The 23,491-nt window shown below is 66.6% G+C and carries 27 protein-coding genes and 1 tRNA gene; 17 read left to right on the top strand and 11 right to left on the bottom strand.

Annotated features, from left to right (window positions below):
* Window positions 1-8: 8 nt before the first annotated feature.
* Window positions 9-824: a septal ring lytic transglycosylase RlpA family protein gene (locus DXK21_RS06725; protein ID WP_114817005.1), complete on the bottom strand. Its 816-nt coding sequence runs from the start codon at window positions 822-824 to the stop codon at window positions 9-11.
* A gap of 131 nt (window positions 825-955) precedes the next feature.
* Between DXK21_RS06725 and DXK21_RS06720 the strand changes: the two genes are divergently transcribed.
* The 9 genes from DXK21_RS06720 (at window position 956) to DXK21_RS06680 (ending at window position 8,101) form a co-directional block, all read left to right on the top strand.
* A complete protein-coding gene (locus DXK21_RS06720) occupies window positions 956-1,885 on the top strand; it encodes a DMT family transporter (protein ID WP_114817004.1) in 930 nt (309 codons plus the stop codon).
* A gap of 119 nt (window positions 1,886-2,004) precedes the next feature.
* Window positions 2,005-2,094 (top strand) — tRNA-Ser (locus tag DXK21_RS06715).
* Window positions 2,095-2,472: 378 nt separating this feature from the next.
* Window positions 2,473-3,549, top strand: coding sequence for a hypothetical protein (locus DXK21_RS06710; RefSeq protein WP_162790595.1), 1,077 nt, complete (start codon window positions 2,473-2,475; stop codon window positions 3,547-3,549).
* Window positions 3,550-3,747: 198 nt separating this feature from the next.
* On the top strand, window positions 3,748-4,350 hold the full coding sequence (locus DXK21_RS06705; RefSeq protein WP_114817002.1) for a TetR/AcrR family transcriptional regulator: 603 nt from the start codon (window positions 3,748-3,750) through the stop codon (window positions 4,348-4,350).
* A gap of 68 nt (window positions 4,351-4,418) precedes the next feature.
* Window positions 4,419-5,180: a class I SAM-dependent methyltransferase gene (locus tag DXK21_RS06700; RefSeq protein WP_114817001.1), complete on the top strand. Its 762-nt coding sequence runs from the start codon at window positions 4,419-4,421 to the stop codon at window positions 5,178-5,180.
* Window positions 5,181-5,201: 21 nt separating this feature from the next.
* Complete coding sequence (locus tag DXK21_RS06695; protein ID WP_114817000.1) at window positions 5,202-5,543, top strand: hypothetical protein; 342 nt, start codon at window positions 5,202-5,204, stop codon at window positions 5,541-5,543.
* Between the two features lie 217 nt (window positions 5,544-5,760).
* Window positions 5,761-6,339 (top strand): TetR/AcrR family transcriptional regulator, encoded by a 579-nt coding sequence (locus tag DXK21_RS06690; protein ID WP_114816999.1) that lies wholly within the window; start codon window positions 5,761-5,763, stop codon window positions 6,337-6,339.
* A 449-nt stretch (window positions 6,340-6,788) separates the two neighbouring features.
* Window positions 6,789-7,514 carry a radical SAM protein gene (locus tag DXK21_RS06685; RefSeq protein ID WP_211305986.1) on the top strand — a complete coding sequence of 242 codons (726 nt, stop codon included), beginning with the start codon at window positions 6,789-6,791 and terminating at the stop codon, window positions 7,512-7,514.
* 38 nt (window positions 7,515-7,552) lie between these two features.
* Window positions 7,553-8,101, top strand: a complete 549-nt coding sequence (locus tag DXK21_RS06680; RefSeq protein WP_114816998.1) for an AAA family ATPase — start codon at window positions 7,553-7,555, stop codon at window positions 8,099-8,101.
* Between the two features lie 39 nt (window positions 8,102-8,140).
* Here the strand turns inward: DXK21_RS06680 and DXK21_RS06675 are convergent, their stop codons facing one another.
* The 4 genes from DXK21_RS06675 to DXK21_RS06660 all read right to left on the bottom strand — a co-directional run bounded on the left by DXK21_RS06675 (window position 8,141) and on the right by DXK21_RS06660 (window position 10,711).
* The gene (locus DXK21_RS06675) at window positions 8,141-8,530 is read right to left on the bottom strand and encodes an SH3 domain-containing protein (protein ID WP_162790594.1); all 390 of its coding nucleotides are present in this window, start codon (window positions 8,528-8,530) and stop codon (window positions 8,141-8,143) included.
* A 28-nt stretch (window positions 8,531-8,558) separates the two neighbouring features.
* A complete protein-coding gene (locus DXK21_RS06670; protein ID WP_114816996.1) occupies window positions 8,559-8,900 on the bottom strand; it encodes a DUF6616 family protein in 342 nt (113 codons plus the stop codon).
* The gene (locus tag DXK21_RS06665; RefSeq protein WP_211305985.1) at window positions 8,900-9,430 is read right to left on the bottom strand and encodes a MarR family winged helix-turn-helix transcriptional regulator; all 531 of its coding nucleotides are present in this window, start codon (window positions 9,428-9,430) and stop codon (window positions 8,900-8,902) included. The genes DXK21_RS06670 and DXK21_RS06665 overlap by 1 nt, the downstream gene beginning before the upstream one ends.
* Before the next feature lie 360 nt (window positions 9,431-9,790).
* A complete protein-coding gene (locus DXK21_RS06660) occupies window positions 9,791-10,711 on the bottom strand; it encodes a DMT family transporter (RefSeq protein WP_245945131.1) in 921 nt (306 codons plus the stop codon).
* Between the two features lie 142 nt (window positions 10,712-10,853).
* Here DXK21_RS06660 and DXK21_RS06655 point away from each other — a divergent pair, with 142 nt between their 5' ends.
* From DXK21_RS06655 to DXK21_RS06645, 3 genes are read left to right on the top strand one after another with little or no spacing between them, the layout of a single operon-like run.
* Complete coding sequence (locus DXK21_RS06655; protein WP_114816995.1) at window positions 10,854-11,264, top strand: YbaY family lipoprotein; 411 nt, start codon at window positions 10,854-10,856, stop codon at window positions 11,262-11,264.
* Between the two features lie 3 nt (window positions 11,265-11,267).
* Window positions 11,268-11,504 (top strand): ribbon-helix-helix domain-containing protein, encoded by a 237-nt coding sequence (locus DXK21_RS06650; RefSeq protein ID WP_114816994.1) that lies wholly within the window; start codon window positions 11,268-11,270, stop codon window positions 11,502-11,504.
* Window positions 11,501-12,220, top strand: coding sequence for an SIMPL domain-containing protein (locus DXK21_RS06645; RefSeq protein WP_114816993.1), 720 nt, complete (start codon window positions 11,501-11,503; stop codon window positions 12,218-12,220). Before DXK21_RS06650 ends, DXK21_RS06645 begins: the two co-directional genes overlap by 4 nt.
* Before the next feature lie 107 nt (window positions 12,221-12,327).
* Here DXK21_RS06645 and DXK21_RS06640 read toward each other — a convergent pair whose 3' ends face one another.
* Complete coding sequence (locus DXK21_RS06640) at window positions 12,328-12,639, bottom strand: hypothetical protein (protein WP_114816992.1); 312 nt, start codon at window positions 12,637-12,639, stop codon at window positions 12,328-12,330.
* Window positions 12,640-12,650: 11 nt separating this feature from the next.
* The gene (locus DXK21_RS06635) at window positions 12,651-12,836 is read right to left on the bottom strand and encodes a hypothetical protein (protein WP_114816991.1); all 186 of its coding nucleotides are present in this window, start codon (window positions 12,834-12,836) and stop codon (window positions 12,651-12,653) included.
* 149 nt (window positions 12,837-12,985) lie between these two features.
* Between DXK21_RS06635 and DXK21_RS06630 the strand changes: the two genes are divergently transcribed.
* Window positions 12,986-15,337: an ATP-dependent helicase gene (locus DXK21_RS06630; RefSeq protein WP_114816990.1), complete on the top strand. Its 2,352-nt coding sequence runs from the start codon at window positions 12,986-12,988 to the stop codon at window positions 15,335-15,337.
* On the opposite strand, the gene DXK21_RS06625 is transcribed toward DXK21_RS06630, so the two are convergent.
* Window positions 15,334-16,059, bottom strand: coding sequence for a hypothetical protein (locus DXK21_RS06625; protein ID WP_162790593.1), 726 nt, complete (start codon window positions 16,057-16,059; stop codon window positions 15,334-15,336). The genes DXK21_RS06630 and DXK21_RS06625 overlap by 4 nt on opposite strands.
* A 4-nt stretch (window positions 16,060-16,063) precedes the next feature.
* Entirely contained in the window at window positions 16,064-16,204 is a 141-nt protein-coding gene (locus tag DXK21_RS16475; protein ID WP_162790592.1) for a hypothetical protein, read from the bottom strand.
* Between the two features lie 41 nt (window positions 16,205-16,245).
* Here DXK21_RS16475 and DXK21_RS06620 point away from each other — a divergent pair, with 41 nt between their 5' ends.
* Window positions 16,246-17,592, top strand: coding sequence for an O-antigen ligase family protein (locus DXK21_RS06620; protein WP_245945130.1), 1,347 nt, complete (start codon window positions 16,246-16,248; stop codon window positions 17,590-17,592).
* Window positions 17,558-19,687, top strand: a complete 2,130-nt coding sequence (locus DXK21_RS06615) for a DNA topoisomerase IV subunit B (protein ID WP_245945129.1) — start codon at window positions 17,558-17,560, stop codon at window positions 19,685-19,687. The genes DXK21_RS06620 and DXK21_RS06615 overlap by 35 nt, the downstream gene beginning before the upstream one ends.
* Window positions 19,688-20,135: 448 nt before the next feature.
* Here the strand turns inward: DXK21_RS06615 and DXK21_RS06610 are convergent, their stop codons facing one another.
* Entirely contained in the window at window positions 20,136-21,206 is a 1,071-nt protein-coding gene (locus tag DXK21_RS06610; protein ID WP_114816987.1) for an Mrp/NBP35 family ATP-binding protein, read from the bottom strand.
* 77 nt (window positions 21,207-21,283) lie between these two features.
* On the opposite strand from DXK21_RS06610, the gene miaA reads away from it, so the two are divergent.
* Entirely contained in the window at window positions 21,284-22,168 is an 885-nt protein-coding gene (gene miaA / locus DXK21_RS06605; RefSeq protein ID WP_114816986.1) for a tRNA (adenosine(37)-N6)-dimethylallyltransferase MiaA, read from the top strand.
* Here miaA and DXK21_RS06600 read toward each other — a convergent pair.
* Window positions 22,122-22,568: a helix-turn-helix domain-containing protein gene (locus DXK21_RS06600; protein WP_114817047.1), complete on the bottom strand. Its 447-nt coding sequence runs from the start codon at window positions 22,566-22,568 to the stop codon at window positions 22,122-22,124. The genes miaA and DXK21_RS06600 overlap by 47 nt on opposite strands.
* Before the next feature lie 67 nt (window positions 22,569-22,635).
* On the opposite strand from DXK21_RS06600, the gene DXK21_RS06595 reads away from it, so the two are divergent.
* On the top strand, window positions 22,636-23,484 hold the full coding sequence (locus tag DXK21_RS06595) for a class I SAM-dependent methyltransferase (RefSeq protein WP_114816985.1): 849 nt from the start codon (window positions 22,636-22,638) through the stop codon (window positions 23,482-23,484).
* Window positions 23,485-23,491: the final 7 nt, after the last annotated feature.

Here is a 23,491-nt window from a genome sequence, read left to right as displayed (position 1 = left end):
GGCAAGCCCTAACCGCCTGATATCAACAGCGCGTCGCCAAACCCGCGTGCGATGACCGCTTGGCGGGCCTGTTCGGCGGCGTTGGCGTCAGGCCAGGGACCGACGATCACCCGAAACAGGGGCCGTCCGTCGCTGCGAATGTCCTGAACCGAAGCCCGGTCGCCCAGTCGGTCAGCGATTCGCTTGGCCGCCCGGCGATCGGAAAAGGCGCCAGCCTGAACCCAATAGGCCGAGGACTCCAAAGCTGCAGGCGCAGCCACCTGACGCGGCGCTGTCGGTCGGGCGGCGGGTGCGGCGTCCGCCCGCTGCATCGGCGTGCCGCCGCCCGTGCGCGGCGCCCGCCCGACATAGCGCACCCGCACCTCGCCCACCCCTTGCGACAACAGGCCTAATTCCTCAGCCGCCGCGCGCGACAGATCGATGATCCGGCTGTCGACAAAGGGGCCGCGATCATTGACCCGCAGGATGACCCGACGCCCATTGGCGCGGTTGGTCACCTCGACCAGGCTGGGCAGAGGCAGGGTCTTATGCGCCGCCGTCAGGGCGTTCATGTCGAACCGCTCGCCGGTCGAGGTCGGGCGACCGTGGTGCTGTGATCCGTACCAGGACGCCTGTCCGACTTCGTCATAGCCGGGCTGTTCAGCCGGACGATACCAGCGGCCACGGATCTGATAGGGCCGCATCGTACCCGACACGATGGGCGCGGGATCAGTCACAACCGGCGGGCGCAGAGGGGCGTCTCGTCCCCCGCCGAAACTGGCGCAGGCCGCCAGGGTGGAAAAGGCGGCGGCGACCGCTGCGCCCTTCAACAATTTCGCCATCATGGCCGCACGCACTCCGGTTCACTCGAAGTGATCATCGCCGAGGACGTTTCCGGTTTGGTTAACAAGGCGTTTGAGGCTATCGCCCGGTCGCGGCGACGCCTGTGCGCCCGCGCCCCTTTGAAGCGAGCACCTTGAAACCCTCCCTCTACCAGACCCGTTCGAGCGTCTTCGCCCTGGCGACCCTGTGCTGCATCCTGTGGGGCAGCGCCTATCCGGCCATCAAGAACGGCTATGCCCTGTTGCATATCGCCCCCAGCGACATCGCCAGCCAGATGCTGTTCGCCGGCTGGCGCTTCGCCTTGGCGGGCGCCATCCTGCTGATCGTGGCGGCGGCGATGAAGAAGCCCATCTTCACGCTCAACGGACGTCAGATGCGCCAGGTCGCCCTGCTGGGCCTGACCCAGACCGCGATCCAGTACGTCTTCTTCTATGTCGGCCTGGCCCACGCCAGCGGCGTGAAGTCGTCGATCATGAACGCCACCGGCGTCTTCTTCAGCGTGGTCCTGGCCCACTTCGTCTATGCGAACGACCGGATCACCGCCCGCAAGGCCATGGGCTGTCTGATCGGTTTCCTCGGGGTCGTCGTGGTCAACCTGGGCGGCGGCGCCTTGGGCTTCGACTTCAGCCTTCTGGGAGAAGGGTTCGTCATCATCGCCGCCTTTGTCCTGACGGCGGCCTCGATCTACGGCAAGCACCTGTCGGCCGCCATGGACCCCATGGTCATGACGGGTTGGCAGTTGTTCATCGGCGGCCTGATCCTGACCGGCATCGGCATGGCCGGCGGCGGTCATCTGGAGGCGCTCGGGCTCCACTCCGGCGCCCTGCTGCTCTATATGGCGCTGTTGTCCTCGGTCGCCTTCGCCGTGTGGAGCCTGCTGCTGAAACACAATCCGGTCGGCCTGATCGCGGCGTTCAACTTCCTGATCCCGGTCTTCGGGGTGGCGCTCTCGGCCATCTTCCTGGGCGAATCCCTGCTGCGCTGGAGCTATCTGGCGGCGCTGGTTCTGGTCTGCGCCGGCATCTGGCTGGTGACCAGGCCGTCCGCACCCGCGAAGGCCTGACCCGCTCCGCGCCTCACCTGCGCTTTATGCTTGGGCGAGCGCGAACTTGACGCTATGCACGCCTCCGCGCGCTGTCTCGACTCGCGCCGCCGGTCGCCAGAACCAGACCGGCTCGATGTGGAAGTGTGGCCGAGTGGTTTAAGGCACTGGTCTTGAAAACCAGCGACGGTGAGAGCCGTCCGTGGGTTCGAATCCCACCGCTTCCGCCAACCGTCTTGTTTTCTAGCGGACTTTCCCCGCTCGAATCTGCTCCCTCCAAACCTGCGAGCGGCGGCGGCGGCATTTCACTGCAGGGCCTAGGTGAACGCGAGTTCACTGGGCATCCTCTTCCCGCCTCTCTACACGAGGATCGATAAAACTGAGTTTTTCCGGAGGGGCGTGTGTCGAGAGTTCATTGGTGTTTGTCTGCGATGCTTCTGGGCAGTCTGGCCGCCCTTGCAGGCGGCGCCGCCGCCGAGGAGCCAGCGACTCCGCCTTTTCAGGCGCGGCTCGCTCAAGTGACTGCACCTCTGGACGTCAGCCCTGCCGGATTCTCTGGCGCAGGCGCGGCCACACTCACCGACGCCGTCGCCGCCAGCCGTTATGTCTTGATCGGCGAGAGCCATCTGACCCGCGAAATCCCCGCCTTCACAAGCCAGATTTGCCGCCTGATGGCGCCTTTCGGCCTGACCGCCATGGCCATCGAGACTGGTCCCGAAGCCGCCCGCGTTGTTGATTCCGTTATGAGATCGGCGGACCGCGAAGCACGGATCGCCGCCTTCATGCGCCGTCACCCCGACGGGATCGCTTTCTTCAACGCGCGCGACGAAGTCCAGATGGCCGGCGATTGCGCCGCCGTCGCTGGACCGGATTTCGCCTTGTGGGGGCTCGATCAGGAATTCCTCGGTTCCAGCGGCCACCTGCTTCAGGAGATGCTCGCTGCCCGCCCCGGACCCAGAGCGCACGCCGCCCTGAGCGAACTGGCCGCTCAGGATCAGGAGGCGACCGCCGCAGCGCTCGCTTCAGGTTCACCTGGAGACCTGTTCCTGTTCTCGGTCACGCAGGAGGCGCTCGATCAGGCCGCCGCCGCGGTCTCACAGGACGGAGGGGAACGCGTCCAGCATCTGTTCGGCCTGCTGACGGAGACCCGCGCCATCTATCAGGCGTCGCAGACCAGGCAGGGAGATCCGAACGGGCGCCGGGCGCGGCTGATGAAACGCACCCTCGCCGCTCACCTCGCAGACAATCCTGGCGCACGCGTCCTGATGAAGTTCGGCGCATGGCATTTCTACAAGTCGCTCAATCCGCTCGATCAACGGGACCTCGGCGCCTTTGTGGCGGAACGCGCCGACGGCGAGGGCGTCGCGGCCCTGCATATCATCGTGCTCGGAGCCAAAGGCACAGAAGCCGGCTATGACGGCGTCGGACGGCCAGCAGTCGTTCGCGGATTCGATATGATGGATGACGAAGGCCCGGACTGGCGAAAGGATGTCACCCTTGCGCGGTCCGCTGACGTCTCGCCAGACTCCTGGATGCTGGTGGATCTCCGGAAGCTGAGAACCGACGGTCTGGCCTCGGCGCCGGCGGAGTGGCGTCAACTCGCACTGGGCTATGATATCGCCATTCTGGCTCCGACACTCGCCGCCTCCAGCCTGCTGGGCGCAGAGGCGGCGGCGACGCCTTGATCTGATCTCATGAGGATCAGTCTGGCGCCCAATGGCGATATTGGTTCGCGCCAGACGATCCAGGTCGAGCCGACTTAGCTTAGGCCCCGGCTCGGCTACGCCCTGCGAGCGTCTATATCCGAAATCGGAGCGCGCCGCCTCGTCTGGATCAGATCGACATTCGGGCTAGAGTGAAATCATGCGGAACCTGGCTCCAGAATGAGAAGCGCCGAGATCACCCGTCAGGTCCTCCTGCGCGCGGCGCTGAAGCTCTTCGCCGAGGAGGGTTTCGAAACGGTCGGCGTGCGCGACATCGGCTTGCGGGCCAAGGTCGATCCGTCGCTGGTCAATCGCTACTACGGCGGCAAGGATGAGCTCTTCATCGAGGTGGTGAAGGCCTGCGAGGCCGACTGGCGCCGACTGTGGGGCGAAAAGACGGACTTTGCGGCCCGCGTCGCAAAGGAGATGCTTCAGGGCGGGAACGACGGGAAGGTGCTCCAGGGCCTCCTCATCCTGCTGAGAGTGACCGGCTCGGGGCGCGCACGACACCTCGTCGACGAAACGCTTGGCTCCAGCATGTTCGGCCAAGTCGAGAGCTGGCTTGATGGCCCGGATACTGATGTGCGAGCCCGGCTGCTGATCGCGCTGATTGGCGGCATGGCGTTCGCCCGCGACCTGAGCGGCGACTTTCCGTTGAAGGAGGCCAGAGCCGCCGCTCTGGCGCAGGCCTTCGAGGCCTCCATCGAACAGCTTCTGACATCTTCGCCCAAGCCTATATCGCAATCAATCGCGCCGCCGCTGAACCGCGCCGTCACATCCTGAGACTGACAAGCGCGGCCCTTGACCTGACCAGACCTCGCGCGCCACCACAGGGCGCTCGGGAGCCTGATATGCAGAATCGATACGGAAAACTCGCCTCATGGGTCTATGACCTGGACAAGCCCGTCGGCCATTCGTTCGGAGATCAGGAATTCTATCGGGCGCGGCTGTCGCAGTGCGACAGCGGGCCCGTGCTGGAGCCCGCTGTAGGCAACGGACGCCTGTTCATCCCCCTGATCGAGGCGGGGTTTGAGATGGAAGGCTTCGACGCCTCGGCTGAAATGCTGGGCTATTGCCGGGAAGAGTGCCGCAAGCGATGTCTTTCCGCCCCGCTGACGCAGCAGTCGTTTGAAAGCTATGTCTCTACGACCCGCTTTTCCGCGATCATCATCCCGGCCGGCTCGTTTCAACTGATCACCAGCACGGCGTCGGCGACCACCGTGCTCAGGCGATTTCACGATCTTCTGGCCCCAGGCGGCCGACTGATCCTCGATCTGGACCCCATCAGCGGCTTTCTGGACAGCCCCGAGTCCATCCGGTCATGGACGACGGACGAAGGCGACCTGTTGACCCTCACCGCTCGCCGGGTGGAAACGGACTACATCGCCCAGACCACGCTGTCCCACCTTCGCTATGAACACTGGCGGGACGGCGTGCTGGCGGCGACCGAGTTGGACCTGTTCAAGCTGCGCTGGTGGGGCGTCCATGAGTTCGAACTGGCCTTGAGGGCCGCAGGCTTCACGGACGTGTCGGCCTGCGGCGGCTACCAACAGGGTCGCGCGCCGGATCGGGACGACCAGATCATCAGTTTCGAAGCCCGGCGTCCGGCCTAGACCGACGCCGTCGGAGACGTCATGTCGCGCATTGTCTTTATTCTGTTCAGCCTCGCCGCCCTCTTGGGCGGTCTCAATGCACTGGTGCTGATCTACGACCTTGTGGCGCTGACCTCGACCTATCTGGTGACAGCCGTCGTGGCGGCTCTGTTCGCACTGACGGCGGCGCTGGTCGGGGGCGTCGGCCTGGAGCTCTCACGGGCGCTGGCGGCCTCGACGACCTCGCCCCCGCCGCTTCAACGCTCCCTGCGCCGCCTTGCGGGGCTGCTCTCGACAGCTGGACTGATGGCGGCGGTGGTCTTTGCGCTTTGCTTGGTCGGGATGATCAGTCGCCAGGCGACGGGAACGCCCGTGTTCGGCTAAACCGCCGCCACCGTCGACGATCTGGACGAAAGCGCCGACCTCGGCGGGCGCTCGGATCCGATCAGGCCGTCTCACCAGCTCATAACCTTCTCGCAGGTTACCAAAAGGTGGTCAGATGCTGGTATAGCTCGGCAATAGAAATATCGGGTGAGAAGGCGATCAGCCGAAAGGCTTGGAACGACGCCGCATCCGCTCGCCGCCAGAACGAGAACCGCCCATGCCGCGCCCCAAACGCCAGAGCGATGAGACCGTCCTCGACACCGCTCTCCAGGTCATCCTGGACAAGGGGCCGGTCTCGTTCACCCTGACCGATGTCGCGGTCGCTGTGGGCCTGTCGCGAGCCGCACTCATCCAGCGTTTTACCGACAAGGCGACGCTGCACCGCAAGGTCATGGAGCGCATGACCCAGGCGGTCCGCGACTATTTTGGGGGACTGTCCCCGGAAACTGGCCTCGACCCTCTGTGGTCGATGCTGAAGGACCTCATCGCTGGGATGGGCGGCGGCGGCGGAACGGAGCGCTATCTGCTTCTTCTCCTGTCCGACATCTCCGAACCGGATCTTCAAGACCTCGCCGCCGAACGCAATCGACTGGCCATGCAGGCTGTCGAAAGCCGGTTGCCGGCAAGTCCGCACGATCCCGCCAGAACCGCCAGAACCGCCAGTCTGGTGCAGACGGTCATGCAAGGGTCCTGCATGCAGTGGCTCGTCGAGCCGCACGGCGATCTGTCCGCCCATATGACGGCCGCCACACGCGACCTTCTCACTCTACTCTACCCCGGCCACGCCTTCGACTAGACGCTTGCCGTCAGCCCTGTCGCTGCCGGGATTGATTTATAACCGTCGCGTTGGTTATAAACCAATCGTTGTCCATCAGTGTGACGGCGCCTGCTGTCTTGGAACGCGAAAATGCCTGACCACCTCGAGCCGTCCCTGGTGGCTTCATCGATCTCGCCGACCCGTCTCGCCCTCGATCTCACGGCGACCGAGTTCGACTCCCTGAACAGCGGCGTTCAAGGTCGCCCATCCTATCGGGCGCTCTTCTCCCCTCACGCGGACCTGCCGAGGTCTCTAAGACTCTGGGCGGACGCCTCAGGCCTGCGATTGCGAAGACTGAAGCGCCTCACACAGGATCGCGGCGGCCAATCGCAGAAAATCCTCTTCGGACTGCCCGACGGCTATGCGGTCGAGAGCGTCCTGATCCGGTGTCACGACGGGCATACCGCCTGCGTCTCCTCTCAGGTCGGGTGCGCATTCGCCTGTCAGTTCTGCGCCTCCGGTCAGGCCGGTTTGATGAAAACCTCTCGGCGGGCGAGATCGTCGAACAGGTCGTGCAACTGGGCCCGAAGGTCAGACGCATCGTCTTCATGGGCATCGGCGAACCGCTCAATAACTATGAGCAGGTTATCAGGGCGATCCGCATCCTGCGGGACCGGCGCGGCTACGATTTCCCCACCACAGGCATCACGATCTCGACGATTGGCGTTCCCAAGGCTCTGGCCCGGCTGCGTGAAGAACATCTGGGCTTGAACCTGACCATATCCCTGCACGCCACGACGCAGGATATCCGGGACCGCCTGATCCCCGGTGCGCGCAAGCACGACATCGGCGAGGTCGTCGCTCGAGCCCTGTCCTGGGCCGAACGGCACAACCGCACTGTCACCTTCGTCTATCTGATCCTGCCCGGCATCAATGATACGCAGTCCGATGCACGACGCCTCGCCGAGATGATGGCCGGCCAGAGGGCGAGGGTGAATCTGATGCGCTGGAACCCCGTTGAAGGCATCGCCCTCGACCGCACGCCCGACCATAGTCTGGTAATGTTCCGCAGGACGCTTGAGCGCGCCGGCGTCCCCGTGGTCGTCCGCGACACGCAAGGGCGCGACATTTCCGCTGCGTGCGGCCAGCTCTGGTTGCGCGACCTGAAGGGGCTCAGAATCGAAAAAGGGTCAACGCGGCGCAAGGCGGCCTAGCCGCGCGGTCAAGGCTGCGCCAAGGACAAGGAGCCCCCATGCTTGGGTGCAAAGGCGAAATACTGATCCTGACCGGGCCGCCAGGAGCCGGAAAAACCACAGTCGCCGCCGCTCTTGCACGAATATCGGGCTCGTCGAAGGTTCATCTTCACGCGGACGACTTCTGGCGCTCCATCGGAAACGGCGCCGTCCCGCCCCATCTGCCGGAATCGGACACCCAGAACCGCGTGGTGATGGATGTCCTGTCGCGCGCGGCCTCCGCCTATGCCGAGGGCGGGTATTTCGTCATTCTCGACGGAATCATCGGCCCCTGGTTCCTGTCAGCCTTCCAGAGGCTGCAGGTTCCCATCCACTATGTCGTTCTTAGACCGCCGCTCGATACGGCCATACGCCGCTGCCGGCAACGCGGCGGCGAAACCATGGCTGATCCTGCGGCGATCACCTCGCTGCACCGACAGTTCGACAGTCTCGGATCACTGGAAGCCCACGTCCTGGCAGTCCATAAAGACGATCCACCCGATCAAGTGATGCGCAGCATTGCATCCCTGGTCGTCGCCAAGACCAACTTGCTGAACAACAACCGCTAGGGCGAGGCGCATTCCTGCACGCCGCGTCGCATCGCCGCTTCAGGATTTCCGCGACTGGAAATCCGGGCGGTTCACGCGAATGTTGTCGAGAGGCGCCCATCCTGTTGCGCCGTCAGGAATGCGAACGGCCCATAGCCAGCCGTTCAACTGACGCTGTCCACGCAGTTCTTCGCCTTCCAGGACAGTGAGCTCCCGGTTGGTGAAATCCTCCAGCATCGTGGCCGAGCCGTCTGCATGGCGATCAAGGATTTTCCCCGGCACGTAGCCCGGTTCCTGGCCCGGAGCCGAACAGAGATACCAGTCAGGCCAGCCTTCGGGACCGTCGTAAAGCGCGCCGACCGAAACCCGGTCTCCCTTCTTCAGGGCCAACGGCGCGGGGACTTCGCTGACATGCGGCTGAATGACGATGTAGCTCTGATCGTGCGTCACGTCTTCCTCTCGCTGAATTTCGGCGACCTCAGGACAGAGCGGCCAGTTGCGCCAGATGGGCCTCGAACCCGACGTCGGCGCCTGCGGCGTTGATCGTGTCGAAATAGTCATGCCAGCCGGTGGCGGCGATTCCTGCAAGCAGGGCGTCCAAGGCCGCCTCATCCGGGAAACGCCAGAGGGCGAAGAAGGCATGGGTAGCGGCATGGATCTTCCCTGCATCGCGCGCGCCTATGGCCAGGACTTCGACCCCCATCGCGGCCAAAGCCTCCATTCCTCCGCCGACCAAAGCGAAGAAGGCCGCGCGCTGGCTCGCATCAAGCGCCAGCCAGGCAGGTTTGGGCGAGTAGAGTTCAGCCAGATACAGCGACATCAGCCAGGGTCCTCGACGTTGGAATTTGAAAGGCGCTCAGTTCGACGTCCAGCGTCTGTGCGCAGCCAGATCTTGTGAAGAAGCCGGGCGAGGCTCTCGCGTTCGCCTGGGTCGATGTCGCCGAACAGGGCGTCGATCCATGCGGCGTGTTCAACGAAAACCGCCCTGGCCGCAGCCTCGCCGCGCGGCGTGAGCCACACCTGCAGGCTGCGACGGTCTTGGGGATCAGGGGCTCGGCGGACCAGACCGTCCCGCTCCAGTCCATCGAGCAGTCCGGTGACGGTGGCGCGGCTCACCCCGAGTTGCTGGGCGAGCACATGGGGCGCAGCCGCCTCGCCTCGCCCCTCCAGGATGCAGAGGAGCACGAAACGGGCTTCGGACAGCCCGTGAGACCCAAGGCGGGAGGCACAATCCTGATCAATGGCCGCAGCCAGGGAAAGAACCTCGAAGCAGGCGTTCAAGCCGCCCGTTGGCACGTCTTGCTGCCGAGCTTTCGCTAGAACGGCGTGGTGTTTGGCCTGAAGAAACATAATAAGGCAGCTTATTATAAGCCTACGCACTAAAGTCAACGCCAGAGGGGTCGTCACCTCTCGTGGAGCCAGCGAACACCGCCCTACCCGCCAAGGCGGCTCAGGAGCCTTGCTGTGAGGATTCTGCGGCAGCCTTCGCCAAGGCTCGTTTGATGGGCCGTTGCAGCCCAAACAGAATGACGCCCGCTACGACGGCGTGCGCCATCCAGAAGCGATCCGCAGCCATGGTCTCGAACCGCGTCCCGCCATCTTCGGGCGCCAACCGGGACCTGAACTGCGGGCGCTTCGCCCCAATGCGGGCCTATCGACTTTTCCAGGTGCAGGCGTTTGGCGGCCGTCCCGCAGCCGCCGCTTCCGCCATCAAGCCGCCGACCGTTTCGGCGCCCGGATCAGGAACAACTGCCCCGCCAGCACCAGCGCCAGGCCGACAAAGGCGATCATGCCGAACCGCGCGCCCTCGAAGAGCACCGACACCAGCATGGCGATCGGCGGCGTCAGGGCCGAGACATAGCTGGCCAGGGCAAAGCCTCGCAGACGGGCGATGGTGAAATACAGCCCGAACGCGACCACCGAGCCAAACAGCGACAGATACAGCAGCGAGATGACATAGGCCGGGCTCCACGCCACCGACCACGACACACCCGTCGCCAGGCCATAGAGCGCCAGCGCCCCCGTGCCGTAGGCCATGGCCCAGGCTGTGCCAGACAGGACCTGCGCGCCCGCCTGCTGCCCCTTCCACGCGAACCAGTTGCCGAAGGCCGAGGCCACGACCGCGATCACGGCGAAGGTCACGCCCTCGACCGCGTGCAGGCCCAGTCCCGCCCCCATGACCTCGCCGCCTGACAGGACGGCCACTCCGATCACCCCCATGCCCGCGCCCAGCCAGGCGGCCGACGCCGCCTTCTGCTTCGAGACCACGCGGAACAGGATCAGGTTGAGGAAGGCCAGGGCCGCAAAGATCACCGCCACCACGGCCGAGGCGATCTTCTCCTCGGACGCATAGACAAAGGCGTAGCTGATGGCGAAGGAGAACAGCCCCTGCCCCATGGCCGCCAGGTGCTGCGGCCGCGTCATGGCCAGCTTTCCGCCCGTCGCCTTGACCGCCAGAGCCAGCACCGCCGCCGCGATGGCGAAGCGCAGCACCACCGACACCACCGGATCGACCGCACCCAGCTGAAAGGTGATGGCGTACCAGGTCGTGCCCCAGATCAGGGCGCAGACCCCGATCCCGCCGATGGCGAGGGCGGCGGGAGACAGCGGAGCTTTTACAGACTGGGTCACGGGCAGGGCCTCAGGGCGACTCGACGGAAACGAAACCGGAACCCCGTTATCATCGGTTTTCGTACAGCGCCGCCATGATCTTGCAGCCTTCTGCCTTCATGGAGCGTTCTGCTAAGCTATCCCCCTCAAAGGACCCTTCGTCATGCGCTTCCTTCCGCTGATCGCCCCGCTCGCCCTCGTCGTCGCCGCCTGCTCCAGCATGCCGGACGCCGAGAGCGCCTCGACCCAGGTCGACGTCACCGCCGCCTATCGCGAGCGCATCATGCTGACGCCGGGCCATGTGCTGACCGTCAAGGTCGAGGACGTCAGCCTGATGGACGCCCCCGCCCGCGTTATGGCCCAGACCAGCCAGCCGCTCGACGGCCGCGGCCCGCCCTACGCCGTCACCCTGTCGGTGCCCAACAGTCAGATTGACGCTCGCCACACCTATGCCGTCCGCGCCGAAATCCGCGATCCCGCCGGCGCCCTGCGCTTCACCACCGACACCCGCCATTCGGTCCTGACCAATGGCGCGCCGAACAAGGCCGACATCATCATGGTCGGCGTCCGCTAAACCGTGAGCAGCCTCGCCAAGCGTTCGGTCCTCCTGTCCGGCCACGCCACCTCGGTGGCGCTGGAGCCGGAGTTCTGGGCTGTGCTGGACGCTATCGGGGCTGAACTGAACCTTGGCCGCGCCGCCTTGTTGATCCGCATCGACGCCTGGCGCGGCCGTCGCCCGCTCGCCTCGGCCTGCCGCGTGCTGGCCCTGCAATGGGCCGGCGGCGACCACAGCTTTGCAGGAACCGAGACATGACCACCGACAGCCGCCTGATCCCCGCCACCGTCATCGGCGGCCTACTGGCTGTCGGCCTGATCGGCGCCGGCGCCCTGATTGGTCAGGGCGTGGTCAACGCCCGCGCCGGCGACCGCTCCGTCACCGTGCGCGGCCTGGCAGAAAAGGACGTGAAGGCCGACCTCGCCGTCCTGCCGATCCGCTTCACCGCCTCGGGCGAGGTCCTGTCCGAGGTTCAGGCCCGCATCGACGGCGACCTGGTCATCGTGCGTCAGTTCCTGAAGGCCCAGGGCTATCCCGACGCCTCGGTCGATCTCGGCCCCCTGGGCGTCGCCGACACCCGTTCGCGCGAATACGCCAGCCAGACCGGCGGCCCCCGCTTCATCCTGAACCAGACGGTCATCGTGCGGACCAATGACGTGGACCGGGTTCAGACTACCACCCGCAACCTCAACGATCTGGTGCGCCAGGGCGTGGTGCTGCAGGACTTCCAGGGTCCGTCCTACATCTTCACACGGCTGAACGACGTGCGCCCCGCCATGATCGCCGAGGCCACCGCCGCCGCCCGCACCGGCGCCGTCCAGTTCGCCAAGGACTCCGGCGCGCCTCTGGGCCCCATCAAGTCAGCCGGTCAGGGCTCGTTCGAAATCCTGCCCCGCGACGGCTCTGGCGACGAGGCCACCTCGCTGAACAAGAAGGTCCGCGTCGTGACCACCATCAGCTACCGGCTGAAGTAGCCGCCAGACGCCGATGTCCCGACATAGAAAAAGCCCGCCGACCCTTGCGGGCACGGCGGGCTCATAAACGCTTCACGACCGCCCTGCGCGGGCAGCGTCTCCTAGTCTCAGCCCTGCGGCTCAGCCGCGGGCGCGGTCACGGTCGGCGGTTCGGCCGGGCGCGGCATGTCCGGCATGCGCGGCGTGTCCGGCAGCTTCGGCGCGGGGACATTGATGTCCAGATTGACCTCCGGCGCTTCCGGCACAACGGGCGCCCGCCCGCCGGAATAGAGGAACCAGCCGATCACGGCGACGGCGACGATCAGGCCGCCGACGATGAAGGCCAGCATGCCGCCGCCTCCCTTCCGCTCCGGGGCCGTGGTGTTGATCGTCGTCTGGTGCACAACGCGCTCAGGCGGCGGGATATTGGGGTCCGTCATTCAGAGCCTCCTTACTGGCCGCTCGGCACGGCCGGAGCCGACACCTCGGGCAGTTTCACGTCCACGTCGATATCCTTGGTTTCCGGCGCGCCGCCACGGCCCAACAGGAACCAGGCCAACACCGCCACCACGACCACCAGGCCGCCGACGATGAAGGCCAGTCCGGCGTTTCCGCCTCCGCTTGAACTCTCGGCCATTCGTTTCCCTTCCATTGCTTCCCCTGAGGTCGTGAGAACGAGGGTCAGGCTTGGCGGTTCCCATCGGCCATTTTCAATCGGGGCCTGACTTTGGCCTCTGTGCTGCTTATGTTCTCCCCCGAATCCGCCCTGCGTGAGCCGCTTATCCTGTGACCGACCTGCCCGCCCCCCGCATTTCCGACCTCGCGCGCGCCCAGTCGCCCGATGGCGCCGCCGCTGGCGTTCGCGACTACCTGTCCGGCCTGAACCCCGAACAGAGGCTGGCGGTCGAGACGACCGAGGGGCCGGTTCTGGTCCTGGCCGGCGCCGGCACCGGCAAGACCCGCGTCCTGACCACCCGTCTGGCCCACATCCTGGCCACAGGCCGGGCCAAGCCCTGGGAACTGCTGGTCGTCACCTTCACCAACAAGGCCGCGCGCGAGATGCGCGAGCGGATCACCCACCTGATCGGCCCCTCGGCCGAGGGCCTGCGCTGGCTCGGCACCTTCCACTCGGTCGCGGCCCAGATCCTTCGCCGTCACGCCGAACTGGTCGGGCTGAAGTCCAGCTTCACCATCCTGGACACTGACGATCAGGAACGGCTGCTGAAGCAACTGCTCGAAGCCGCCAATATCGACACCAAGAAGCACACGCCCAAGTCGCTGGCCCACCTGATCGACCACTGGAAGAACCGCGGCTGGACGCCCGATAAGCTGCCGCCGGGCGAAGACTTCGCCAACGGCAAGGGCCAAGCCCTCTACGCCGCCTATCAGAAGCGCCTGGCCACGCTGAACGCCTGCGACTTCGGCGACCTGCTGCTGCACAACCTCACCATCCTGTCGAAACACGCTGACCTGGCTGAGGAATATCGTCGCCGGTTCCGCTACATCCTGGTGGACGAGTATCAGGACACCAACGTCGCCCAGTACCTGTGGCTGCGCCTGCTGACCGCCTCCACCGGCAATGTCTGCTGCGTCGGCGACGACGATCAGTCGATCTACGGCTGGCGTGGGGCCGAGGTGGACAACATCCTGCGCTTCGAACGCGACTTCCCCGGCGCCAAGATCGTCAAGCTGGAGCGCAACTACCGCTCGACCAAGCATATCCTCGGCGCCGCCTCGGCCCTCATCGCGACCAATCAGGACCGTCTGGGCAAGACCCTGTGGACCGAGGACGAAAGCGGCGACAAGGTCCGCGTACGGGGCGTCTGGGACGGTGAGGCCGAGGCCCGCCTGATCGCCGACGAGATCGAGACCGCCCGCAAGTCGGGCATGAAATACCGGGACATGGCCGTCCTGGTCCGCGCCTCCTTCCAGATGCGGGCGTTCGAAGAGCGCTTCGTCATGCTGGCCGTCCCCTATCAGGTCATCGGCGGCCCGCGCTTCTTCGAGCGCGCCGAGATCCGCGACGCCCACGCCTACCTGCGCCTGATCCAGTCCGAGGACGACGATCTGGCCTTCGAGCGCATCGTCAACGTGCCCAAGCGCGGCATCGGCGAGACCAGCGTCCAGAAGATCCTGCACATCGCGCGCGAGAACGGCGTCTCGGCCATGCAGGCCGTTCGCCACCTGATCACGACGGATGAGCTTCAGGCCCGCACGCGCACCCCCCTGGCCAACTTCGTCCGCGACCTCGACCGCTGGCGCGATCTGGCGACCATGGGCACGCCCCACTGGCAGGTGACGGAAACCCTGCTGGACGAGAGCGGCTACACCGACATGCAGAAGGCCGATCGCACCAGCGGCCAGACCCGCCTCGACAACCTCAAGGAACTGACCCAGGCCATGCAGGCCTTCGACACCCTGCAAGCCTATCTGGAGCACGTCTCCCTGGTCATGGACCTCGACCGGGCCGCGCCCGAGTCCGAAAGCGGCGCGGTGCAGATCATGACCCTGCACGGCGCCAAGGGGCTGGAGTTCCCTCTGGTCTTCCTGCCCGGCTGGGAGGAAGGCGTCTTCCCCTCACAGCGCAGCATCGACGAGAAGGGCGTGAAGGGCCTCGAAGAAGAACGCCGCCTCGCCTACGTCGGCGTCACCCGCGCCAAGCAGGATGCGCGCATCAGCTTCGCCGCCAACCGTCTGGTCTATGGCCGCTGGACCTCGCAACTGCCCAGCCGCTTCGTCGACGAACTGCCCCTCGCCCACGTCGAGCCCCAGTCGGACACCGGCTACTACGGCGCCTCGACCGGCATGAAGGAGGCCAAGAGCCGCTGGGACGACGCCCCCTCCTTCGGCAGCGGCTATTCCAGCCCCGGCTGGAAACGCGCCCAGAGCTTCACCTCGGGCCAGCCGGCGCGCTCCGCCTCCACGCCCGCCCGCAAGGCCATCATCGAGGGCGACGGCCGCCTGATCGCCACCGCCGTCTCCAAGCCCGGCAGCGACTGGTCCCGCGGCGACCGCGTCTTCCATCAGAAGTTCGGCTACGGCGCCGTCCGCGCCGTCGAGGGCAACAAGCTGGTCGTCGCCTTCGAAAAGGCCGGCGAGAAAAAGGTCATCGACAGCTTCGTCGAGAAGGTCGCCTAGACGAACGCCCGCCGCATCCCCTCCAGAACCTGCGGGTAGCGCTCCAGATAGCGGCTGGCCGCCTTTCGCAGTTGCGCGACCTCCGGCTTCAGCCAGCGATCCATATCGCCGTCGTCGCCCTTGAGCGCGGCGAATACGGCCAGTGCAAAGGCCCAACTGCGCGGCGACAGATAGCCCGACCGACGGCTCATCCAGCCCTGACTGAAGGCGTCGCCGTGCTGGGCGAAGCTGAAGGCCGCATTGGCCCCGAACAGGCCGAAGCCCGTGTAGGCGACCATCAGATCCGTGGCGAGTTCATGGGTCTCGTTCTCGACCAGATCCGCCTGCCCCGACAGCAGGTAGTGCGCCGCCTCGTGCGCCAAGGTCGCGACGAGGTCCGAGGTCCGCTCCACCAGCTCCGGCGAATATGAGATCACGGCGACGCCGTCCGCATCGAAATGGAAGGTTCCGTTCGGTTCATCCTCGCCTTCCAGCGTCAGGAAGGCGCCGACCTGCATCCCGCCTCTCCGCTCCGGCAGCGCCTCCAGCCGACACGGCCAGTCGCCGATACCCATGAGGTTCATGACGCATCGAAGGATGTGCTGAACACGCTCGTGCCCCTGCGCCTCGGTCGCCGGAAAATAGTCGGGCGTCGGCAGCACCAGCGGCGTCTCGCGAAAGGGCGCCTCTCCTCCGAACCGCTCTAGCAAAAGCGCCCAGGTCGTCAGGTGCCACTCCTGCACGTCTTCATCCAGAAACGGCTTCGGCCGCACCCGACGACCAAACAACAACTCCAGCATTCTCTTCCCCCAAAATCCGCGAAAACAGCTCGACGAAGCCGACCTTGGCGTGCTCCCCCTCCCGCCGGACGCGCATCAGACTGGTCATGCCCCTACCCTTCCTTAACCCTGTTCGGCGACCGTGCCGCCGTGCGCGCCGTCCGTCCAGAGCCTGAAGTCATCCCCCCCGGCCCGCCCCTATGGGAACAGGTCGCGGCGGGCTTTGTCGTCTGCATGCTGACCGGCGCCCTGATCGGGCCGGTGTTGGCGCCGGATCAGGGCGAGACGCCGCTGCTGCGCCTGTTCTGGCTGCCGGTTTACGCCATCGTCGCCGGCCTGGTCCTGCTGCGTTTCAAGACCATCGCGCGGGCCTGGCCCGCCGTGCTCGCCTGGGCCTGTATCGTGTCCCTGGCCTTCGCCTCCAAATACTGGTCGATCGACCCGTCCATGACCGGCCGCCGGGTCATCGCCATGGTCATCAGCGGCTCGTTCGCCATGTATCTGGGAACGAGCTTCCACGGGCATTGCCTGCCGCGCTTGCTGACCCACTGCGCTTTCATCATGGGGCTGCTGAGCATCCTCATGGTCTTCGCCGTCCCCTCCATCGGCGTGCATCAAGACGTCAACGCCGGGATGTGGCGCGGCATCTGGTACGAGAAGAATCAGATGGGGATGGTCATGGCTGCGGGGGGAACCGCGGCTGCGGCCTGGGCTGCATCCGAAGATCGGCGGTGGAAGACGCCGCTGCTGACCATCCTGCTTTGCATTCTGCTGGTCTTGGCGGCCCGGTCCAAGACCTCCCTGCTCTGCATCATGCTGGGCGTCGGCATGGTCGGCGCGCTTTGGACGCTCAAGCGCGGAGGCCCCGCCCTGGCGGTCGCCGCCGTCTGGATGGGCGTCGTCGGCGGCGCAGCGGGCTGGTGGCTGTGGACCTATGAATCCGCCGAGATTCTCGCCGCCCTCGGCAAGGACCCGTCCCTCACCGGGCGCACAGGAATCTGGGACGCCCTGTTCGTCAAGATCGCCGAGCGCCCCTGGACCGGCTACGGCTACAACGCCTTCTGGGGACTGGACTCTGAGCCCGCGCTCTGGGTTCGCTATCAGACAGGCTGGGTCGTGCCCTCGGCCCACAACGGCTGGATCGACCTGCTGGTCCAGCTGGGTTGGCCCGGCGCCGTTCTGGTCGGGACGATCATGACCTCGTCCTATGTCCTGACCCTGCTGCGCCTGCCGACGGCGGGCCTGCGCGAGGGCTTCTGGGGCATCGCCTATCTCAGCGTCTATATCCTGCTGACCTTCTCCGAGAGCGTACTGCTCAGCGCCCAGAGCCTGCCCTGGACCCTGTGCCTGGCGATCCTGGCGCGCGCCGTCTATCCCGAGCCGCCGTTCGACCGGGTGACGCTTGCCCCGAAGCGACGCGGAGCCTACCAGTCCGGTCCCCGAATCACCGCAGACTGCGTAGATGGCCGACCTATTCTCCACGCTCGACGACGCTGAACCGACTCTTCCGACTGCCAAGGCAGAAGCGCCCGCGCCGGTCGCGGCTGCGCCGCGTCTCGAGCCGACAACGCCCGCCCCGGTTCAGACCCCGGCCCCGGCCCTGACCCCGATCAGCGCAGCTCAATCCAGAGACGCCGCCACGGCCACGGCTGCGGCCAACGCCACCGGCTATTCCGCCTCCTCGATCGAAGTGCTGGAGGGGCTGGAACCCGTCCGCAAACGCCCCGGCATGTATATCGGCGGCACCGACGAGCGCGCTCTGCACCACCTCTTCGCCGAAGTCCTCGACAACGCGATGGACGAGGCCGTGGCCCGCCACGCCAAGCTGATCACCGTCGATCTGGATGCCGACGGCTTCCTGTCGGTGCGCGACGACGGCCGCGGCATCCCGGTCGACCCCCACCCCAAGCACCCCGGCAAGTCGGCCCTGGAAGTCGTCATGACCGTGCTGCACTCGGGCGGCAAGTTCTCGGGCAAGGCCTATGAGACCTCGGGCGGCCTGCACGGCGTCGGCGTCTCCGTGGTCAACGCCCTGTCGGACCATCTGAACGTGACCGTCTGGCGCGACGGCTTCGAATGGCGCCAGTCCTTCAGTCGCGGCCTGGTCATGGGCCCCATCCAGCAGATCGGCCCGTCGAAGAAAAAAGGCACCCTGATCCGCTTCCATCCGGATGAGCAGATCTTCGGCGTCGGCGCGGCCTTCAAGCCCGCCCGCCTCTACCGTATGGCCCGCGCCAAGGCCTATCTGTTCCGCGGCGTCGAGATCAAATGGACCTGCGCCCCGGAACGCATCACCGACGCCACCCCGGCATCGGCCACCCTGCACTTCCCCGGCGGTCTGGCCGACGCCCTGGCCGAGCGCGTGGGCGAGCTGGAAACCGTCACCCCCGTCTTCGCCGGCCGCGCCGAGCGCAAGGGCGAGGCGGGCGCGCTGGAATGGGCCGTCACCTGGTCGCCCATCGGCTTCGGCGATGCCGACAGCTTCATCGGCTCATACTGCAACACCGTCTCGACTCCCGACGGCGGCACGCACGAGGCCGGTTTCCGCTCCGCGCTGGTCAAGGGGCTGAAGTCCTACGGCGAGCTGATCAACGAGAAGCGCGCGGCCCAGATCACGGCCGAAGACGTCATCGCCAACGCCGGCGCCCTGATCTCGGTCTTCATCCGCAACCCGGAATTCCAGGGCCAGACCAAGGACCGCCTGTCTTCGCCCGAGGGTCAGCGCCTGACCGAACAACTGCTGCGCGACCCCTTCGACCACTGGCTGACCGAAAGCCCGAAGCAGGCCAACGCCCTGCTCGGCTTCGTCATCGACCGCGCCGAGGATCGCCTGCGCCGCCGCAAGGACAAGGAAGTCCAGCGCGCCGCCGCCACCCGCAAGCTGCGCCTGCCGGGCAAGCTGTCCGACTGTTCGCGGCAATCGGCGCAAGGCACCGAACTGTTCATCGTCGAGGGCGACTCGGCCGGCGGCTCGGCCAAGCAGGCGCGCGACCGCACCACCCAGGCCATCCTGCCCCTGCGCGGCAAAATCCTGAACATCGCCTCGGCCACGGCGGACAAGCTGCGTCAGAACATCGAACTGTCGGACCTGGCCCTGGCCCTGGGCGTCCAGCCCGGCAGCCGCTTCAACATCGAAGACCTGCGCTACGAGCGTATCGTCATCATGACCGACGCCGACGTGGACGGCGCCCACATCGCGGCCCTGCTGATCACCTTCTTCTATCGCGCCATGCCCGAGACGATCCGCCAGGGTCGCCTCTTCATGGCCCTGCCGCCGCTCTATCGGATTTCGGCCGGCCCCCTGTCGGAATACGCCCGAGACGACGCCCACCGCGACGAGTTGCTGGCCACCGTCTTCAAGGGCAAGAAGGTCGAGATCGGCCGCTTCAAGGGCCTGGGCGAGATGATGGCCTCGCAACTGAAGGAGACCACCATGGACCCGAAGAAACGGACCCTGGCGCGCGTCTCCCTGCCCGACAGCGAGGAAGAGATCGAGGACCTGGTCGAACGCCTCATGGGCCGCAAGGCCGAGGCCCGCTACCAGTTCATCCAGGAAAACGCCCGCTTCGCCGTGGCGGATCTGGACGTCTAAATCGCCTTCCTTCGCCTGGCTGGCTTCCTTCTCCCGGTGGGAGAAGGTGGCCCGCAGGGCCGGATGAGGGTCGGCGCTTCGCCTCGGCGAAGCCGCCTCGCCTACGTCTGACAAAGGCCCGGATGCGCGCGCTATCGCCGTCCAGCCATCACAAGTCTCAGGCGCAAACCATTGAAAAGACAGGCCTAGACCTGGAGATCAGCCTCATTTGCGCGCCGAGGCCTAGAATAGGCCCAGACTGCGGGCTGTTCTTTGACATCGCCGCCCGCCCCGGTCCGCCCAGGCCCCCGGCTCAGACCCTTGCGAAAACCGTGCCTGACGCCGTGATCTGGTCCCGCTCACTCCCGGCTCAGGCCGAGATCAGCGGGAGCAAAGCCGCCGCCGCTTATTGCGCCAATTGCACTGTTTTTTTCTAGATGTAGTGCAATAGCCAACCCGCTCCCCGTCGCTAGAGGCCAAGACCTTCCGCCACCCTGGCCGCGACCGCCGCGAACCGGGCCGCCACTTCGCCGTACGGCTCCGCCGAAACCAGCGGCCGACCTGCATCCCCCGCCTGACGCAGGGCCGCGTCCAGCGGCAGGTCGCCGAGGAAGGCCACGCCCAGCCGGGCCGCCTCGGCCTCGGCCCCGCCGCGCCCGAACACCTCTCCGCTCATGTTCTCGATCAGGCCCAGGGTCGGCACATTGACCCTCTGGAACAGGGTGTGGGCGCGGCGCGCATCGGCCAGCGCCACCTCCTGCGGGGTCGAGACAATGACCGCCCCGTCCAGCGGCGTCTTCTGGATCAGGGTCAGTTGCACGTCGCCTGTGCCGGGCGGCAGATCGACCACCAGCACGTCCAGCGGCGCTTCCTCCGTGCCCCAAAGCGTCTGGGTCAGCATTTGAGTGATGGCCTGCGACGCCATCGGCCCGCGCCAGATCATGGCGTCGTCGGCCTTGGTCAACAGCCCCACCGACATGGCCTTCAGCCCAAACGCGACGTGCGGCACGATGGCCCCGTCCACATAGGCCGGCTGGCCCGACAGCCCCAGCATGGTCGGCAGCGACGGTCCATAGACGTCGGCGTCCAGAATACCGACCGACAGGCCCCTCGCCGCCAGCGCCGCCGCCAGATTGACCGCCACCGTCGACTTGCCGACCCCGCCCTTGCCGCTGGCCACCGCCAGAACACGCTTCACATGGGCCGGACGCTCGGTCGGAACCGGCGCCTTAGCCCGCCCCTGATCGGTCGCGGCCTTCGACAGGCCAGCCGTGCGACGGGGAGCCGCAGCCGCCACGGCCTCAGCGGTCAGCACGACGGATACCCGCGCCATGCCCGGCATGGCCTTCAACGCCGCCTCGGCTGCGTCGCGCACGGGGGCGTAGATCGCCGTCTCGCCTGCCGGAACCTCCATGACGAAGCCCGCGCGATCCTCGGCCACCGTCAGCCCCTGAACCAGACCGGCGGCGACCAGCCCCTGTCCCGATTTCGGGTCGATGACGGCGTCGAGGGCGGCGATTACAGCGGTGCGGTCGATCAAGGCTCTGCTCCTTGGCCCTTGCCGGGCCGGTCGCGGGCGTTCTATCGCCCTCTGGTCCTGTTCGCGAGCCTGTTCCTTTGACCAAAACGCCCCGCCTCACCCTGATCGCCGGCCCCACCGCCTCGGGCAAGTCGCGTCTGGCGCTGGACATGGCGGAGAAAACCGGCGCCGTCATCGTCAACGCTGACAGCCAGCAGCTCTACGCCGACCTGCGCGTCCTCAGCGCCCGCCCCACGATCGAGGACGAAGCCCGCGCCGAACACCGCCTCTACGGCGTCGCCGACGCCGCCGAGTCCTGGTCCGTCGGCCGCTGGACCCGCGCCGTCATGCCGCTGCTGGAGGAACTGACCGCTCAGGACCGCCCCGCCCTGCTGGTCGGCGGCACCGGCCTCTATTTCAACGCCCTGACGCGCGGCCTGGCCGACATTCCCGCCGTGCCCGACGCCGTCCGCGACACGGTCCAGGCCGCCTATGACCTTGAGGGCGAAGCCGCCTTCCGTCGCCGCTTGGCCGAGGTCGATCCGACCGCCGCCGCCGCCATCACCCCCGGCGACCGCCAGCGCCTGATCCGCGCCCTGGCCGTGGCCCAGTCCACCGAGCGCTCGCTCAGCGACTGGAAGGCCGACACCCGGCCCCTGCTCACGCCGGGCTCCTATGAGACCCTCGTCGTCGAGCCGCCCCGCGACCGCCTCTACGCCGCCTGCGACGTCCGGGTCAGCCAGATGATCCAGAACGGCGCCCTGGACGAGGTCCGCGCCCTGCTCGCCCGCAACCTCGACCCGACCCTGCCCGCCATGAAGGCCGTCGGCGTCCCCGAACTGGCCGCCCATCTGTCGGGCCGGACTTCGCTGGATCAGGCGATCGCCGCCATCCGCCTGTCCACCCGCCACTACGCCAAGCGCCAGCTGACCTGGTTCAGGAACCAGACCTCGGACTGGGCGCGCGTTTCGCCGGGGACCTAGCCTCGCGCCCACGCGCCACCGCCGCCCGCCGCAAGCGGTTGAACGTCGGACACTCCATATGGCTGGGCGCCGGACATTCCGCTGCATGACGCAGGGCTTTGCTTAGGGCGGTCAGCCGCCGGATCGTCTGATCCAGCTCATCCGCCCTCTCCGCCAGCCTGGCCCGATCAATCCGCGGCGGACCGTCGAGACCCAGCATGTCCCCGATCTCGTCCAGCGAGAAACCCGCCGAGCGCCCGAGGGCGATCAGCGACAGCCGGTCCAGCGCCTCCCCGTCGAACAGCCGCCTCAAGCCGCGCCGCCCGACCGAGGCGATCAGTCCCTTTTCCTCATAGAATCGCAGCGTCGAAGCCGGCAATCCGCACAGCTCCGCCACCTCGCCGATATCCAGCAATTTCACGGTTGACCTCAAGTGGACTTGAAGTCGTATCGTCGCGCGGTTCAAGACCAGATACAAGGACGCCGCCATGACCCAATCGCCTATCCCGCCCAATCAAACGCAATCGGCCCTGTGGAACTCGCGCGGCGGCGAGGTCTGGGTCGAGCAGCAGCAACTTCTGGACCGCCTGTTCCTGCCGTTTGAGCGCCTGCTGGCGGACGAAGTCGCAGCCGGCGGCGCCCGCAACATCCTCGATATCGGTTGCGGGGCAGGCGCGACGACCCTCGCCGCCGCCCGACGACTGGCGCCCGAGGGGCAATGCACAGGACTGGATATCTCGGCGCCCCTGATCACCGCCGCCCGCCGTCGCGCCGAGAACGAGGGCCTGACCAACGCCCATTTCATCGCCGGGGACGCACAAGGCCATGCCTTCGCGCCCGACAGCTTCGACGCCGTCATCTCGCGCTTCGGCGTCATGTTCTTCGACGACCCGGCAGCGGCCTTCGCCAATCTGCGCCGGGCCGTTCGTGACGGAGGCGATCTGACCTTCATCGCCTGGCGGGGTACGGTGGAAAACCCCTTCATGGTCGCCGCCGAGCAGGCCTCCGCCCCCTACCTGCCCAAACTTGAGCCCCGCGAACCCTCTGCGCCGGGCCAGTTCGCCTTCGCCGACGCCGACCGAGTGCGCGCCATTCTGGAGCCGGCATGGCGCGACATCGACATTCAGCCGCTCGACGTGCCCTGCACCCTGTCGGCAGACGACCTCGCGACCTATGCCGCGCGCATGGGGCGTGTCGGCCAAATGCTGCCTGATCTGGACGAAGCCACCCGAACCGCGGTGATCGACGCGGTCAATCAGGCCTTCGCGCCCTTTGTGGCTGACGGCGTCGCCCGTTTCACCGCCGCCTGCTGGCTGGTTCGCGCGCGAGCCAGATAGGTCTCAT

The sequence above is a fragment of the Brevundimonas bullata genome, from assembly GCF_003350205.1.
GTDB lineage: Bacteria > Pseudomonadota > Alphaproteobacteria > Caulobacterales > Caulobacteraceae > Brevundimonas > Brevundimonas bullata.
This window is presented reverse-complemented; position numbering and strand designations above follow the sequence as displayed.